The 16,412-nt window shown below is 50.8% G+C and carries 11 protein-coding genes; 1 reads left to right on the top strand and 10 read right to left on the bottom strand.

Going from position 1 to position 16,412, the window contains the following annotated elements:
* Positions 1–73: 73 nt before the first annotated feature.
* From FYJ78_RS09220 to thrC, 6 genes are all read right to left on the bottom strand, one after another.
* Positions 74–1,390 carry a C40 family peptidase gene (locus FYJ78_RS09220; RefSeq protein WP_154621112.1) on the bottom strand — a complete coding sequence of 439 codons (1,317 nt, stop codon included), beginning with the start codon at positions 1,388–1,390 and terminating at the stop codon, positions 74–76.
* A complete protein-coding gene (locus FYJ78_RS09215) occupies positions 1,391–2,797 on the bottom strand; it encodes a protein O-GlcNAcase (protein ID WP_154621111.1) in 1,407 nt (468 codons plus the stop codon).
* Positions 2,794–4,878 (bottom strand): sensor domain-containing diguanylate cyclase, encoded by a 2,085-nt coding sequence (locus FYJ78_RS09210; protein WP_154621110.1) that lies wholly within the window; start codon positions 4,876–4,878, stop codon positions 2,794–2,796. Before FYJ78_RS09210 ends, FYJ78_RS09215 begins: the two co-directional genes overlap by 4 nt.
* A gap of 150 nt (positions 4,879–5,028) precedes the next feature.
* Complete coding sequence (locus tag FYJ78_RS09205) at positions 5,029–5,427, bottom strand: hypothetical protein (RefSeq protein ID WP_154621109.1); 399 nt, start codon at positions 5,425–5,427, stop codon at positions 5,029–5,031.
* A 210-nt stretch (positions 5,428–5,637) separates the two neighbouring features.
* A complete protein-coding gene (pckA, locus tag FYJ78_RS09200) occupies positions 5,638–7,254 on the bottom strand; it encodes a phosphoenolpyruvate carboxykinase (ATP) (RefSeq protein WP_154621108.1) in 1,617 nt (538 codons plus the stop codon).
* Positions 7,255–7,570: 316 nt separating this feature from the next.
* Positions 7,571–9,058 carry a threonine synthase gene (thrC, locus tag FYJ78_RS09195; RefSeq protein ID WP_154621107.1) on the bottom strand — a complete coding sequence of 496 codons (1,488 nt, stop codon included), beginning with the start codon at positions 9,056–9,058 and terminating at the stop codon, positions 7,571–7,573.
* Between the two features lie 291 nt (positions 9,059–9,349).
* Between thrC and nadE the strand changes: the two genes are divergently transcribed.
* On the top strand, positions 9,350–11,239 hold the full coding sequence (gene nadE / locus FYJ78_RS09190; protein ID WP_154621106.1) for an NAD(+) synthase: 1,890 nt from the start codon (positions 9,350–9,352) through the stop codon (positions 11,237–11,239).
* 215 nt (positions 11,240–11,454) lie between these two features.
* On the opposite strand, the gene FYJ78_RS09185 is transcribed toward nadE, so the two are convergent.
* From FYJ78_RS09185 to hisC, 4 genes are read right to left on the bottom strand one after another with little or no spacing between them, the layout of a single operon-like run.
* The gene (locus FYJ78_RS09185) at positions 11,455–12,681 is read right to left on the bottom strand and encodes a type II secretion system F family protein (protein WP_154621105.1); all 1,227 of its coding nucleotides are present in this window, start codon (positions 12,679–12,681) and stop codon (positions 11,455–11,457) included.
* A complete protein-coding gene (locus FYJ78_RS09180) occupies positions 12,678–13,733 on the bottom strand; it encodes a type IV pilus twitching motility protein PilT (protein ID WP_154621104.1) in 1,056 nt (351 codons plus the stop codon). Before FYJ78_RS09180 ends, FYJ78_RS09185 begins: the two co-directional genes overlap by 4 nt.
* Complete coding sequence (locus FYJ78_RS09175; protein WP_235899976.1) at positions 13,726–15,027, bottom strand: GspE/PulE family protein; 1,302 nt, start codon at positions 15,025–15,027, stop codon at positions 13,726–13,728. The genes FYJ78_RS09180 and FYJ78_RS09175 overlap by 8 nt, the downstream gene beginning before the upstream one ends.
* A 46-nt stretch (positions 15,028–15,073) precedes the next feature.
* Positions 15,074–16,132, bottom strand: coding sequence for a histidinol-phosphate transaminase (gene hisC / locus FYJ78_RS09170; RefSeq protein WP_154621102.1), 1,059 nt, complete (start codon positions 16,130–16,132; stop codon positions 15,074–15,076).
* Between the last annotated feature and the right edge of the window lie 280 nt (positions 16,133–16,412).

Here is a 16,412-nt window from a genome sequence, read left to right as displayed (position 1 = left end):
CAACGCCACCCCCTGCACGAAATTGCTGTCATTTCCCGCACAATCCGATCGCTCCTGCAAAATCTTCCCCGGCTTATGGCAGGCTTCCAATGCAGCTCAGCCCGTCGATCGAAGAAATCCCTTCACCATTTTGATAGGTCAGATCCGAAACGATCACGCGACGAATATAATGCTTCTTCCTGTCAATCCGATAATCGAAATAACTGCTGGCCGCATGGATAACGCGAGGAATCCCTCCATCATCCGTACCAAGATACATCATCACATGGCCGGGTTTAAACAGCAAGTCTCCCGGCTCGGACGCACGGACCATGGCATACCGCTCCTCCGTTGTCATTCCCTCCGGATCATGCTTCACCGGCATGGCCCGCTCCTGCTGATCTGCATCGCGCGGAAGAAAGATCCCCATGCTCTTGTATACGTTTTGGACAAAGGAAGAACAATCTACGCTCTCATCCTGTCCGCCCCATCCATAGACATCCCCCAAAAAACGAAACGCCTGATGGATCGTCTGCTGTCTGCTGTATGGCAGATATCCATGGTGCAGCGTTTCATCAAAAACAGCAGGCGTCTCATAGGAGATCAGGCGTCCATCTCTGTCTTTCAACGGAAGGATCAACCGGGCGGTGCCGTCCGGCTGATCCCTGCAGGGAATCACAGCCCCCATCTGATACACGGCCGGACATCCGTTGGCCGATATATTTTTCTTATGATCCGTCACCACAGCAAAATCATCAGGACAAAGATAATTCAGCCATGTCGCCCGATCGGTAAAGGCCAGCCGGCTGGTATCGATCCACCCCGCATAGTCGCAGGTAAGCACAAACTGAAAGTTTCCATCCAGGCTGTCACGCAGTACGAGCACGGCCTGAGCCGGATCAACAGCCGTTCCCTGCAAAAGATCATAATGAATATCATTCGGGCTGCTGTACCATCCTTCCGCCAAAGGGAGCAAACGGATATCGCTGCGCTTTACGGTCACAGCATAACGAAGCGTTACATCCTTTTCCGAAATCGGTGCGTGACAATTCGCGCGGACCGATTCCCATGCCTCCTGAGTCAGCAAATGATCCGGTGCATAGACATCCGGTCTGTCGGCCGGCCAAAAGTCCTGCATAGCCGCATAAATGCGACGGCTCACCTCTTGTCCGGTCAAGTACTCCGGAAACGAAGACAAATCCTGCATCGAGCCGCTGCGCTCCCGAATCTTCCGATTCAATGTCTGTATCGCATCCGGACTCAAACGAACCGAATCATCATGCGCCTGTCGCAGCGACCAGTATGAAGAAGAAGCCACTGCTCCCTCTGCAGCGATCGATGCTTCCGCTGACGGCCATGTCGCAAAACCGAGACAAAGCAGCATAGCCATGCCTGCCATCTGACGAAACATTCACATGCCTCCTGTCCGTTCAAAAAGTTCATCCATAAAACGGCGGGCCGACTTCTCAGCAATAAGAGCTGTTCCGTCATAGCGGCGCACCTCTTCACAGCGCGTCCGAAAGATCCGAAGCAGCGATGCCGTGTCCCTGCCCTGTCCTTTGGCCGCCAGAACATCCAGTCCGGCAAGATCGGCATCAACAATGCGGATAAGCTGCTTCAATTGCGGTTCGCACTCTTTCCGCGTTGCCGCGGGAAGGCCATCGAGGAGGCGTGACGAGGCGTGACGCAGGCCCAAAAGCTCTGCCCGGAGGCTTTCCTGCGAAGCCTCCCCCTCCCTGCAGTCTATTTCCTTCCAATAAGAATCCATCATTCGGCGCAGCACCGGTCCATCCGGACGTCCGACATGCGCCCAATCGTTTTCCATGCGCTGAGACTGTCCGGCAAACTGCTGCATAGCCTCTGCCAAAGGGCCATATTGTTCGGACAACGCAGCTTCCCATGCACGCTGCGGGATATATTGTTCCGGATCTTTTGCATACGCGGCGCCAGTAGCCAATGCGATACGGGAAAGCGTTTCATATTTCATGGGGTTAAAAAAAATCGCCGGCAGGCTGGACATCGTCGGAAGTTTTTCCACCGGCCCTAAAGCCAGCTTGCTTTCCTTATAATCACTGACCGGATAATTCCACCATACGCCCAGACTGCGGCCGTATATCCTGATCATTTCGCGGTACTGCGCATCAGAAAGACCGTCTCCCACCACCGCGTCCCCCGTATAGAGCACCAAAACATCCCGGTTCAGCCGGGATGAAAAGTCACGGCTGTAATCCGTAAGCGTCCCCTCCCGGACCATATCTGCCCGGAAATATTCCGTGGGAACAGTAATCAGCGGATTCACATCCGGATATTTGCGAAGGACATTGGCCTCAATCCAGTTCAAAAAATCCGCTTGCCCCTTGCCGTTCTTTTCCGGAATATCATCAAAAAAAATCGCAAAATCGCGAACGCCGACCCGGTACATCGCCTCTATTTTTTTCTGCATGGCCAGCCGGTCCATAAACCCCTGATATCCTGAAAAACGGATATCCAGACCGGGCGAGATAGCGAAAATAAAGCGGACGCCCTGAGTTTTCGCTAGCTTCGATAAAGACGCCAGCTTGCTCAGCTTCTCTTCCGGATACGGTTCACGCCAGCGCGCCCTGTGATATGGATCGTCTTTCGGTGCGTAAATATAAGCGTTCAATCCCTGGCCGCCGCAGAAGCGGATCATATCCTCCCGGTCTTCCTGACTCCACGGTGTCCCATAGAATCCCTCTACGACACCGCGCAGCGGAATCGGAGCGGCAGATACCTCCGCACGGCCGGCCATCAGAAAAACAGCCAGACAGCCGGACACCACCGCTGCTCCTTTTTTCATTCGTTGTTTCCATCGCCGTTCTTTTCCCCATTCCACTGTCCGTTATCCTCCAATATTGAAACATAAAATACCATACCATAAATCGGATTTCTGACCAGTCGTCCGCGGGAAGCAACTGCCACATACGGTTCCTGCCTGCAGCGGATATGATAGCGTGCATACTCCGAGCTTCCCTCCTGCGACAGCTGTTTTTGGATAAACGCCCCCATCCGTCCGGAATCCGCTTCAGCAACTAATCCGCCAAACGAGCCGCCGGTAAACTCCATAAACTCATCCATATCACGACATCCGGTCATACGAACCAGTTCATCACTGGCAAACAGAATCCGTCCCTCCTCTTCCGCCTTATAGACCAGAATAGCGCCGGGCAAATAACGGCCGATATCCTTTAAATTAAAGCCCAAATGGGAACGGTTCAACGTTTCCTGATCGGCGCGGTATGGGCCAAAGTTATTTTTCCCCTTCAGTTTAACCGCGTACAGAGCCTCGTCAGCCTGATGAAACAGCATATTGCGCGTCTCTGCCGGTTTTGGATACGATGCGTATCCTACAGAAATCGTAAAAGTCTTCTCCTCACCATTCACCCAGAAGCCCTTGGATTTCTTCATAAAGGAACGGATCTGATCCGTTGCCTCGCTCTCCCGGGTATTCGTCAGCAGGACGACAAATTCATCACCGCCATTCCGGCCAAGGATGCCGTTTTGTCCAAAAGATTCCAGCAGACTGTTTGCCAGACTGCGCAGTGCTGCATCACCAACCGAATGACCATAAAGATCATTGATAAACTTAAAATCATCCAAATCCAGACTCATGAGCACGGCAGGAGATTCCGGATGCGCTTCGATCCACTCCTTGGTATAACGATCAATTCCCAAACGATTATACAGACCGGTCAGTGCATCCTGAAAAGTCATCCGCTCCATTTCCTGAATGGATTCCTTGAGCTCTCTTGTCGTATGATTCAATGCACGGCTCAACTCACCAATTTCATCATTGCCCGTTTCCGGCAGATGAATGTCAAAACTGCCATCAGCGATTGCATGCGCGGCTTCTGTGATATGGTTCAGGTGACGGGTCATCCGTTGCGTTATCTTATAGCTGATCACCGCGAAAATCCCCAAAATCAGCAAAAACAGCAGCACCATCTGCGCAATATTAAGATATGCCTGTTCATAGATTTCCTGAACCGGCGCAATGACCATAAACGCCATATTATTGCGCAGCATGGAAGATGCGACATCGTATTCGCGCCCGTCCAGACGATAGCGGACCAGTTCATGGCTGTCCGTATTCGGCACCCAGAGCTGTCCTGTACTGAGTTTCATCCGGCCATTATGATCGGCAGAAATCCCGCCTGGAATATCCGCCCGATAATGAATGGTGCCGGAAAGATTGGATAAATAGCAAAAACCGCTGGAATAGATCCGGATATCGCTGAACCACTGCATCATCTTTTCGAAATCCAAATCCACTCCGACTACAGCAATGAGCGTATCATCCTTAAAAACCGGTACAACGTAAGAGATCAGATACCTCTGCTGTTCCTCCGAATAATGCGGATCCAGCCATACTGCCCGGCCCTCCTTCACCGGTTCCCGATACCATTTAGCCTGCTCGGTTTCCGAAGCGGCATACGAAGAAACCGGCTTCCTTTCCTTTGCGGAAAACGAATCGCTTTCCCGTTCTCTCACCATATAAAGATTGTCCTTTGTTCCGGCAAGATCCTCAGCATAATAAAGATAGTACGCGCAAACGGTAGTATCCTCGCCGATTGCATCCGTAAAGGTTTCCTGAATGTCTCTGCATAACTGGCGGCGCACGACCTGATCTTGAATGTACAACGGATTTTTAACGCGGCTGCCGACCGAACCGGCAACAAAATGAGCGATATCCTCGGTTTGAATCAGATGCTGGTTGATCGTTTCACGATGGATCTCCGCAATCCGGTTCATATTCTCCGCCTCATGCTGTCCCGTCAAACGATTGATGGACAAAATACTAACCCCGCCGAGCGCTATCGCCAGCGCAGCCATCGCACTAAGACAAAGCATGAGTATTTTTGTCTTGATAGACCGTCGCATTTCTTCGCCTCACTTCATTCGTTGTTCACGAAACACCTGTATGATTCTTTTATTTCGTCTCCATACACAGAATTTCCTTTTCGTTCTGTCATAAAAAAACCTGATGGTTGCAGCAGAATGACAGCCATCAGGCAACGGCAATATGCCGCGTTACGATTTCATGGATTTCGCGAGTTCAATCTCCCATTGCGTACAAGGACGGGAAGATATACGGCGGATATCGTTCTGAAATTTTGCAAACGTATCCGGAAGGGTTTTATCATCAAATTCGATTGCGCCATTCACATTTTCTGTGAAATGCTCTACAAAATCCTGCCAGCCCTCCAAAAACCACTCGGTATGATCTGACACGCCATCTGGATCTGCCGACGATTCAGCGTACCTTCGGCGCTCGCTCAAGCGAATGAACTCGGCCAAATGATGAAGACGCGATTCCTCTTCATCCGAAAGATATCCCTCTTCTGCCGGAGCATAAGCCGGCGATTTTTTCGGATGAATCGTCAGATATAAATGCATCAGCGCGCACCCTTGTTCTGTTGCGAACTGCATAAAACCATCTCCCAGCTATGCAGTCAACGGACTGCCAAAATACAAAAGCCTTCTTTTTCAGAATAACGAATATCGACTTCCTTGTCAACTGCAGAACCGCTTCATCCGATGGCATCCTCATCACCTGACCCCCTGTATGAACAGAAAGAAAGAGAGCCCGCAAGGAGCCCTCTTTCACGGTGAAGATATTCTTTTTCTGCAACGAAGAAATCAGAGCTGCGGGCCGGCAGCGACGAGGGCCTTACCAGCTTCATTCGTTGTATATTTGCTGAAATTCTTGATGAACATTCCAGCAAGCTCTTTTGCTTTCTTGTCCCACTCAGCCGGATCTTTATACGTATCCTTCGGATCCAGAATATTCGTGTCAACGCCTTCCAGCTGCGTCGGAACTTCCAGATCGAAATACGGAATCTTCTTCGTCGGCGCGTTGTTGATTGCACCGCTGTGAATAGCATCAATGATGCCGCGCGTATCCTTGATGGAAATACGTTTGCCGGAACCATTCCAGCCCGTGTTGACGAGATACGCTTTCGTGCCGTTTGCTTTAACACGCTTTACGAGCTCCTGCGCATATTTCGTCGGATGAAGTTCGAGGAAAGCCTGACCGAAGCAAGCGGAGAACGTCGGAGTCGGCTCCGTGATGCCGCGCTCCGTACCAGCCAGTTTCGCCGTAAAACCGGAGAGGAAATAATACTGCATCTGCTCCGGAGTCAGGATGGAAACCGGCGGCAGAACGCCGAAGGCATCAGCCGACAGGAAGATAACGCTCTTGGCAGCCGGTGCAGCACTGCGGTCATTGACAAAACCTTTGACCGTGCTCTTGATATGATCAATCGGATAAGATACACGCGTATTCTCCGTAATGCTCTTATCGGCAAAATCGATACGGCCGTTTTCATCGAGCGTAACGTTTTCCAGCAGCGCATTGCGCTTGATTGCGCCATAAATATCCGGCTCGGACTCCTGATCCAGATTGATTACCTTTGCATAGCAGCCGCCCTCAAAGTTGAAGATACCGTCATCATCCCAGCCATGCTCATCATCGCCGATCAGCAGACGCTTCGGATCCGTAGACAGCGTCGTCTTGCCCGTACCGGAAAGGCCGAAGAAGATCGCCGTATTCTTACCCTGCTTGTCCGTATTCGCGGAGCAATGCATAGCAGCAATGCCCTTGAGCGGCAGGAAATAGTTCATCATGGAGAACATGCCTTTTTTCATCTCGCCGCCATACCAGGTATTGATGATAACCTGCTCACGCTCCGTCAGGTTGAACACAACGGCCGTCTCGGAATGCAGTCCGAGTTCCTTATAGTTTTCTACCTTTGCTTTGGAAGCGTTGTAAACCACGAAATCCGGCTTGAAGTTTTCCAGCTCCTCCGCCGTCGGTTTGATGAACATGTTCGTTACGAAATGAGCCTGCCAGGCCACTTCCACAATGAAGCGAACTGCCATGCGCGTATCTTTATTTGCGCCGCAGAAGCCATCAACGACATACAGCTTTTTGTTCGAAAGTTCCTTTTTAGCGATTTCCTTGACTGCCTTCCATGCTTCCGGCGTAGCACGATGATTATCGTTCGGATATTCCTCCGAGGTCCACCATACCGTATCATGAGACGTCGCATCATCAACAATGAATTTATCTTTCGGCGAACGGCCTGTGTAAATACCCGTCTTTACATCAACAGCACCGAGTTCAGAAATCTGACCCTTTTCATAGCCCGTCAGACCTTCTTTTGTTTCTTCCTCGAACAACGTCTTATAAGAAGGGTTGTGAAGGATTTCCGTTGCGCCCGTGATTCCATACTGAGTAAGATCGATGTTTGCCATTTTACATTCAACCTCTTTCATAATACTGATAAATTACTTGAGAAGGATTTCACATTCCCGTGTTCCCTTCATCACAAGCATTATATTAGCTTATTTTTCCATAAATGTCAACTATCCGCTGTAATTAATTTTTAAACTATTATTTATCAAAATTATTTGTCAAAACGAAGAAACGAATGAAAAGAAAAGAAAAATATTTATTACTTTAAATGTATCGTATTCCTCGACAATCTACGCTATTTTTCCTTATCTTTTCGTCGTTTTCTTTCCTTATTTTAAGCATCATGACAAGAACCGGCAAAAACACAGGCGCGCCTTACGAACGAATAAAAGCCAGCACAGCCTGTTCCATTTCCTCACGCCTGCATACGCCATGATGAAGGACTGGCTTGGCGCGCAGGGAAGCAAGTCCTTCCGGAATCGGCGCATCATTTTTGTCCTGCAGCGTTTCCAAAAGCTGGAATTCATCCATACCTGCGGTCGTCTCTCCCAGCGCTTCCAGTACGCTCCCATTAAATTTATACGGGCTGGCCGTAGAAACAATGACCATGGCACGGTCGTCTCCCGTCGACTGATGATACTTTTCCGCCACGTTCCATGCTACTGCCGTATGCGTATCCGGTATATAGTGCTTCGACTGGAAAACCCGATGGATCAGCTCCTTTGTTTCTTCATCACTAACCCAATCCGCCCAGAATGTCTGCTGAATCTTTTTCAAAAGCTCCGCACCAATATCGTACCGCCCCTGCAGCTGCAGATCCCGCATCCAGCCTGCAGTCCGGAACGCATCCCCTGTAATATGATAAAGCAGGCGCTCCAGATTGCTTGAGATCAGAATATCCATCGACGGCGTGATCGTTTTATGGAAATCGCGGTTGCGGTCATAAACGCCGGTGCGCAAAAAATCCGTCAAAACATTATTGGCATTGGACGCGCAAATCAGCTTGTGGATCGGCAGACCCATGCACTTCGCATAAAAGCCGGCAAGAATATCGCCAAAATTTCCTGTGGGAACCGAAAAGTTCACCGAATCGCCTGACTGAATCTTTCCCGCTTTCACCAGCTCGGTATATGCGCTGAAATAATAGACGATCTGCGGTACAAGACGGCCCCAGTTAATCGAATTGGCGGAAGAGAGCCTTACCCCGTAACCGGCCAGCTTCTGGCTGAATTCTGCATCGCCGAAAATCTTCTTGACGCCGCTTTGCGCATCGTCAAAATTTCCCTTTACAGCGGTAACATTGACATTCTTCCCTTCCTGCGTCAGCATCTGAAGCTGCTGGATCCGGCTGACGCCGCCCTCTGGGTAAAAGACCATAATCCGAATCTGTGGCACATCACGGAAGCCTTCCAGCGCGGCCTTTCCTGTATCACCGGACGTTGCGACCAGAATCAAAACCTCTTCCGTCTCTCCCGTTTTTTTCAGCGCGGTGCTCATGAGCTGCGGCAGCAGCTGCAGTGCCATATCCTTGAACGCACTCGTCGGACCATGCCAAAGCTCCAGCACACTGACATCCTCAAACGTACGGACCGGAGCGCGGCGTTCCGTATCAAACTTGCGATGTCCATAGGCACGATCGACACAGCCCCGAATCTCCTCCTTTGTATAATCGGTAAGAAAAAGCCCCAGAATTCTGGCTGCCTGTTCTTCATAGGAAAGCTGCTGCAAAGAGGCGAGGAACGCTTCATCCACTGCGGGAATCTCCTCCGGCACAAACAACCCGCCATCATCTGCCAATCCGCGAATGATCGCCTCCGCCGAATCGATTTCTGCTCCCTTGCCTCTTGTACTGCTATACTTCAAACCAATCGCCTCTTTCTTTTCCTAACCTGTAACGAAAACGCAACAACGTCTCTGCGGCCGGGTATCACAGCATCACAGACCGGTTTGTTCCATTGCGCCGCCTTGAAATCACAAGCCGTCGGGCAAATTCCCGCTGGACTGTATTTGCAGTTTATTATATCATAGATTAAAAAGGAATCCTATAGAAAACACAAATTTGTCGGTCAACGAAATACTTTTTTATACAAAAATTACACAAATCGCATATTATGAATAGAAAATCCATGATTATGTAAAAGGAAGTGCTTGATTTTGTTGAATATCGCCATGGCTCAAATGGAAGTCCTTCCCGGACACCCGGATAAAAACACAGCCCGGATCCTTTCTCTGATCGAAGAGGCCCGCAAAAAAAGGGCGGATATCGTCATTTTCCCCGAAATGGCCGTTCCCGGCTATCTTCTCGGTGATACATGGGAACAAACCTCCTTCCTGCAGGACTGCGAGTCCTTTGGCAGGGACATCATCGCCGCCTCCCATGGCATCGTCGTCATGTTCGGCAATATTGCCGTTGACTGGTCCAGAAAAAACAACGATGGCCGCGTGCGCAAATACAACGCCTTTTTTACTGCACAGAACGGGCATCTGATCCAACCGGATAATATGCCCTATCCGTATGTCATCAAAACCCTGATGCCGAATTACCGTGAATTCGATGACACCCGTCATTTCTTCAGCCTGCAGAAACTGGCAAGAGAGCTGGGAACAACGCCAAACCATCTGATTTCCCCTGTCTCTCTGAAGATTCGTGATACCCGCTACAGCATCGGCTGTCTTCTCTGCGAGGATGGATGGAGTGATAATTACGAACTTCAACCGTTCGAGGTATTGCGGCAGAATAATCCGATCGACTTTTTCGTCAACATCTCAGCCTCCCCCTATACCCTGGGAAAAAACGAGAAACGAAACCGCGTTTTCGGATGGCAGGCAAAAACTGCGGCTGCCCCCTTGTTCTACGTCAACGCTATCGGTTTGCAAAACAACGGAAAGACCATCTATACCTTCGATGGTTCCAGTACAGCATACACAAAAGACGGAACCATCCATGCCGTCAGCCCAGAGTATCAGGAAGATCTGGCCGTCGTGTCTCTTGACGGCCAAAACCAGCGTCCTGCCTCTGCACCGCCAGAGCCGCCGATTGCTCATATTTATCGCGCCCTTCATTACGGGATCCGGCGTTTTCTTGAAAATATCCATATGAAAAAAGTCGTAATCGGCATCTCCGGCGGGATCGATTCTGCCGTAGCCGCCGCCCTGTATGCAGATATCATCGGCCCGGAAAATCTTCTGCTGGTCAATATGCCCAGCGTCTTTAACTCGCAGACCACTCAGGGTCTGAGCCGCACACTAGCCGAAAACCTTGGCTGTCAATACATGGTCGTTCCGATTCAGCAGTCTGTCGACCACACGATCGAACAGCTGGAAAACACACCGGTTGTCTTGCTCAAAAACGGTGCAGAATCGCATCTGCATGTTTCCTCCTTTGTCGCGGAAAACATTCAGGCCCGGGATCGCAGTGCCCGCATCCTTGCAGGCGCCGCGGCAGCCTTTGGAGGGGGATTTACCTGCAACGCCAACAAAGCGGAAACAACCGTTGGATACTCCACGCTCTACGGTGACCAAAGCGGTTTTTTGGCTGCATTAGCCGATCTGTGGAAATACCAAATCTACGAACTGGCCGATTATATGAATCAGACGGTTTATCAGCGCGAGGTAATCCCTCAGGGCATTATGGATATCGTTCCGAGCGCGGAATTATCCAGCAAGCAGAATGTCGATGAAGGAAAAGGCGATCCGCTGAAATACCCCTATCATGACTACCTGTTCCGCTCTTTTGTCGAACGATGGCAAAAAGCTTCACCGCAGGACATTTTGGAATGGTATGCCGCGGGAACATTGGAGGAAAATCTCGGCTGCCGTCCCGGATTGGTCAGGCAATACTTCCCGACAGCACAATCGTTTATTGAAGACCTTGAACGCTGGTGGAATTTGTTTACGGGGATGGCTGTCGCCAAGCGCATCCAATCACCGCCCGTCCTGGCCATCAGCCGCCGGGCATACGGATTTGATCACCGTGAAGCACAAAACGGCCCCTATTACACCCGCAAATATCTCCAGCTGAAAAACACATTGCTGCAGCAGTAAGTTCCCGACAAAACGGCAAGAAAAAAGAAGGCCCTGATGCCTTCTTTTTTCTTGCCGTTTTAACGCTTCTTCTGTGATTTCTGTCCGTCAGGTACTTGTTTGAGAATATCCGACGTAATATCGTTAATAGAAAGCGGTGTTTCATTTCTTTCCATAGCTATCATCTCCCTATGTTCCACAGGGTAGCACAAAGAAATGAAAGAAATCTGAAGCTATCATCCGGTCAGCATGTCCATAGTATTCAGAAGCGGAAGAATAATGGACAGCACAAAGAACAGGACCAGACCCCCGACCATCAGAATAGCGGCCGGTTCGGCCAGTGCTTTCATACGCTGCGATTCATTGCCGGAAATCACAGCGCATGCTTCCGCCCCTTTCTGCATCATTTTTTCCAGTTCACCGGAGCGTTCCCCGGCCAGATACAGCTGCCGAAGCAAAGTAGGGCAGCAGCTCTCATGCTGCAATGCCTCGCTCAAAGAACGTCCCTGTGATACCGCCTGCCGCACCAAACGGATCTCCTGACGCAGACTGCGATTGATAAATACATCCTCCAGCAAATCCAACGCCGCCGTCAGCTGCACCCCATGAGAAAGCATAACGGCCAGGGTTCCGGAGGCAATCATCCAGTCGGAAAAAAGAATCAGCCGGCCATAGACTGGAATATGAAGCAGTACTCGGTCCAGCCGCAGACGGAACAGTTCTTGTTTACCAAGAACAAGGCCAAGCAAAACCACCGCTGCGGCCAGCGCCAAAACGATTCCGGTATGCTCCTGCAAGAGAGCAGAACCCCCTAGCAAAAAGCGCGTCGGCCAAGGCAGTTCGCCATGAAGCTCCGTCAAAGCAGATACGAGCGTCGGCAGAACAAACCAAAGGATGAAGCCCATCGCCGCCAACGTCGCTCCCATCAGAATCATCGGATACAGCATCATGGATTTTAGTTGTTCCCGGGACCTGTAGGATTCTTCCAAAAAATCTGCGATTTCTTCCAAAATAAGATCCAATGTTCCACCGGCTTCCCCGACCTGTACCAGACGAATCACCCGCCGGGAAAACACCTTGGGGAACTCCCCCAGTGAATCATGCAGTGTTTTTCCACTCAAGACCGAAGCATGAACGGTTTCCGCCATCTGACGAACGCGCAGTGGACCGCCGGAATGACACAGCACAGCCAGCGCTTCATGTACAGGAAAACCGGCAGAAAGAAGAACGGACATCTGCCGGAAAAATACCGCCGCCTCTTCCGGCTGAATCGAACCGGAAACGGAAAAAAGCCGGTGATGCGCCGCAGACTGCAGGGATTTATCTCGAACTTCGCTCAGTCCCGATACCCATAGTCCGCGCTGACGAATCTTTCTGGCCGCCTGTTCCCGACTGTCTGCCTCAAGCTGCCCGGCAAACGATTCTCCGCTGCGATTGCGCGCCTTATAGGCAAAAACAGTCATACGCAGCCCCCTCCCTTACCCTCGCCGGCCTCTTCTTCTCTGGTCGTACGGGTGATCAATCCGCTGGCATACAACCGATCCAGCGCCTGCTCCCGCGTCTGCATGCCATCCTTTTGATGACACAGCATAACGGAATCCAGCTGATTATACTTGCCTTGCCGAATCAGATTCTGTACAGCGTTTCCTGTCAGCAGCACCTCGGTCAGGCATACCCTGCCGCCGCCACGGCGCGGCAATAGCTTTTGCGCAAAAATTCCAATCAGGACTCCGGCCACAGCATCGCGTATCGTATCTCGCTGATTGAGCGGAAACATGCCTTCAATACGCCGGACGGTATCCGCCGCCGTTCCGGTATGCAGAGTCCCTAGGACTAAAATCCCTGCCTCGGCGGCCATCAGCGCCGTACGCATAGTATCCTGATCTCGAATCTCACCGAGCAGAATAATATCCGGAGATTCGCGCAGGGCACTTCGCATCGCCTGGGGAAAAGAGAGAAAATCCCTGCCCCATTCCCGCTGACTGATAAAGCACCTCTCCGGCCGATGGAGATATTCAATCGGATCTTCCAACGTGACGATATGTGCGCCGCGCCGATGATTGACTTCATCAATAAATGATGCCAATGTCGTTGTTTTTCCAGAGCCCGTCCGGCCGCAGACAAGAATCAGTCCCCGATCCGCACCGATCAAGTTTCTCAAGGCCATAGGGCATCCAAGTTCTGCCATGTCAGGAATACGGGCTGGCAAAAGGCGGAGAACAACAGCCAGGCGCCCTCGCTGATAATAGGCATTGCCGCGAAAGCGGCGCCCCGAAAACGTCCAGGAAAAGTCCAATTCCCGCAAATTTTGCAGTACCTGATACTGATGCTCCGTGATCATTTTCCTCAAGGCTGACTCCACCACTTCATCCGTCAGGCAAAACGACCAGACATGCGTCACTTCACCTTCCATACGATAAGCCGGGGCCTGCCCGCTTGTCAGATAAACATCGGATACCTCCCGGGCGATACCGTTTTGGATGAGCAGCTCCCAGTCCTGACTTTTTTCATCCATAGAGCACTCTCCTCACTTCCGCCAGTGAAGTTCCACCTGCTGCGGCCTTCTCCAGCCCGTCCTGCCAAAGCGTTTTCATCCCGGCGCGAATGGCCAGATCGCTCAATTCCCGGCGGTCTCTCCGCGTCAGGATCGCCTCCCTCAGAGCAGCATCCACGACCAAAACTTCCTGAATCGCCATCCGCCCCGAATACCCGGTCCCATGGCAATGCGGACAGCCCATACCGCGCCACAGCCGCATCCCTGAAACATATGACTCACCGAAAAGAGCAGCCTCTGAAGACCCCGGCCGGACTTCCCATGTTTCTTTGCAATGCGGGCAAAGGCAGCGTACCAGCCGCTGCGCGACCACTCCCGACAAGGTCGCAGCCATAAGATAAGGCGGAATCCCCATCTCAAACAGGCGAAAAATCGCCGATACCGCATTTTCCGTATGAAGTGTAGTCATGACCAGATGCCCCGTCAAAGCGATGCGAACGGCAAGCTCTGCGGTCTGTTCATCACGGATTTCACCGAGCAGAATGGTTTCCGCATCCTGCCGCAAAATAGCGCGAAGACCGGCTGCGTAATCCAGCCCGGCCTTTTCATTGAGCTGAACCTGATTGACCCCTGAAAGCTGACGCTCGATGGGATCTTCCAGGGTAATCAAATTGCGATCCGGCTGATTCAATTCCTGCAATGCCGCATAGAGACTGGTAGTCTTTCCTGAATTCATCGGGCCGCAGATCGGCAAAAGCCCGGACGGCCGATGAACCAGTGATTCAAAACGCCGCCGGTTTTCTTTCGAAAAGCCAAGTTCCGTAATCGTTCGTACGGATCCGCCCAAATCCATGAAGCGCAGAACCATCATTTCGCCCTCTGCAGCCGGCATGACCGAGACACGAATATCCAATTTTATTCCCTGATATTCATAACGGATATGTCCGTCCTGAGGACGCCGATGCTGCGCAATATCCATGCCGCCCATAACTTTCAGACGGGAAAGCAGCGCTGCAGCCAGCTCCGATGGCACAGGAGAAAACGCATCCGCGATCAGGATTCCGTCTTGCCGGTATCGGATGCGCAACTTCCCTTCAAACGGCTCCAGATGCAAATCACTGGCCTTCCGTTCTGCCGCAGACTCCAGCAGAAAATCCGCTATGCCGGCGATCGCCGACAGTCTTGCAGGCCCCCGCACTCCGCTGCCGTACTGTCGGATCTCGTGAAGCCCGCGTCCGACCAGCAGCTGCCATACATTTTCCTCGGATGGCATTTCGCTCACTGTCCTCTCACAGAAGATGTTTTTACTAACCATCCATTTCTATGAAACAATTACGGTTTCCTGCCATGACTGAAAATTTTTAGAAATTCTTTTTCAACAGCGTCTCCAACTCACGAATCAGCGTTTCCATCTCCTGCTGCGTGCCGATCGTAATACGAAGATACTGATCCAGCACAGGCTGACGGAAATACCGGACATAAATATCCCGCTGCTTCAGTTGCTCAAACAGCCTCTCCGCTGAAGTGCCGGGACGGGAAGCAAAAATAAAATTCGTCTGGGAATCCGGAAAGAAAAAACCAAGCTTCTTCAGCTGCTCCTTAGTCCACTCCCTTGTCGCAATCGTTTTCGCCGTGGTTTCGCGGAAATATCTTTCATCTTCCAGTGATGCCACGCCTACGGCCAGCGACGGCGCATTCATGGTATAGGAATTAACGGAAAATTTGACATCGTTAAGATAGCGGATCAGCTTTTTACTTCCCAGCGCATAACCGATACGCATCCCTGCCAAAGCCCGCGCCTTGGACATGGTCCGCGTAACCAGCAGATTGTCATAACGCGAAATGAGAGGCAATGCAGATTCGCCGCCAAAATCAACATACGCCTCGTCGACAATCACGACAGAATCCGGATTTTCCTTTATGATCTGCTCGACACCAGTCAGTGACATAGCTTTCCCAGTCGGCGCATTCGGATTGGCAAAAACAATCCCGCCATTTTCCCGCCGATAATCCTCAGGCCGAAGCTCAAATTGATCCGTCAGCGGCACCTTGATAAAGGGAATCCGGTAAACCGCCGCCCAAACTTCATAAAACGAATAAGTAATGTCCGGAAAAAGAATCGGCTTTTCCCCGGCAAAAAACGTCAGAAAGCACATGGACAGGACATCATCCGAACCAACCCCGACAAAAACCTGATCCTCCTCCACATGATGATATGCTGCCAGCGCTTCCGTAAGCACATGGCAGTCCGGCTGCGGATAACGCCGCAGCGAATCAGCATCAAACGAATGAAGCACTTCAGCCACCTTAGGTGAAGGCGCATACGGACTTTCATTTGTATTCAATTTAATGACCCGACGCTGCGGCTGCTCGCCGGGAGTATACGGAACAACGGTCCGAATATTTTTCTCAAAACTCATGATAAAATTCCTCCGATCTTGATTTTCCTCCGTGGATACCTGTTTTATTATAACATCTCAATCCATGAAGAAAAAATACATTTCTCATCGAAATAAAAAATTTATAACATACATCTGTAAACATCAACAAGAAATAAAAATATTTTTCGAAAGTGTAGGTTTACAATAGATGTGAGACTGGAGGGATATACAAAAGCGACCGAATCCCGTAGAATATTGGTTGCAACAAACTTCTACAAAAGGAGACCCGATCGCCATGTCTATCATACCACATCAGAAG

This window comes from Wylensekiella montiformis (assembly GCF_009697385.1).
GTDB lineage: Bacteria > Bacillota > Negativicutes > Selenomonadales > Selenomonadaceae > Selenomonas_A > Selenomonas_A montiformis.
Note: the sequence above shows the minus strand (reverse complement) of the source record. Positions and strands in the feature narration are given on the sequence as shown.

Coding starts and splice junctions, on each gene's coding strand:
- FYJ78_RS09220 (WP_154621112.1), bottom strand. CDS start 1,390: ATGTTTCGTCAGATGGCAGGCATGGCTATGCTGCTTTGTCTCGGTTTT.
- FYJ78_RS09215 (WP_154621111.1), bottom strand. CDS start 2,797: ATGAAAAAAGGAGCAGCGGTGGTGTCCGGCTGTCTGGCTGTTTTTCTG.
- FYJ78_RS09210 (WP_154621110.1), bottom strand. CDS start 4,878: ATGCGACGGTCTATCAAGACAAAAATACTCATGCTTTGTCTTAGTGCG.
- FYJ78_RS09205 (WP_154621109.1), bottom strand. CDS start 5,427: ATGCAGTTCGCAACAGAACAAGGGTGCGCGCTGATGCATTTATATCTG.
- pckA (WP_154621108.1), bottom strand. CDS start 7,254: ATGGCAAACATCGATCTTACTCAGTATGGAATCACGGGCGCAACGGAA.
- FYJ78_RS09185 (WP_154621105.1), bottom strand. CDS start 12,681: ATGACTGTTTTTGCCTATAAGGCGCGCAATCGCAGCGGAGAATCGTTT.
- FYJ78_RS09180 (WP_154621104.1), bottom strand. CDS start 13,733: ATGGATGAAAAAAGTCAGGACTGGGAGCTGCTCATCCAAAACGGTATC.
- FYJ78_RS09175 (WP_235899976.1), bottom strand. CDS start 15,027: ATGGTTAGTAAAAACATCTTCTGTGAGAGGACAGTGAGCGAAATGCCA.
- hisC (WP_154621102.1), bottom strand. CDS start 16,132: ATGAGTTTTGAGAAAAATATTCGGACCGTTGTTCCGTATACTCCCGGC.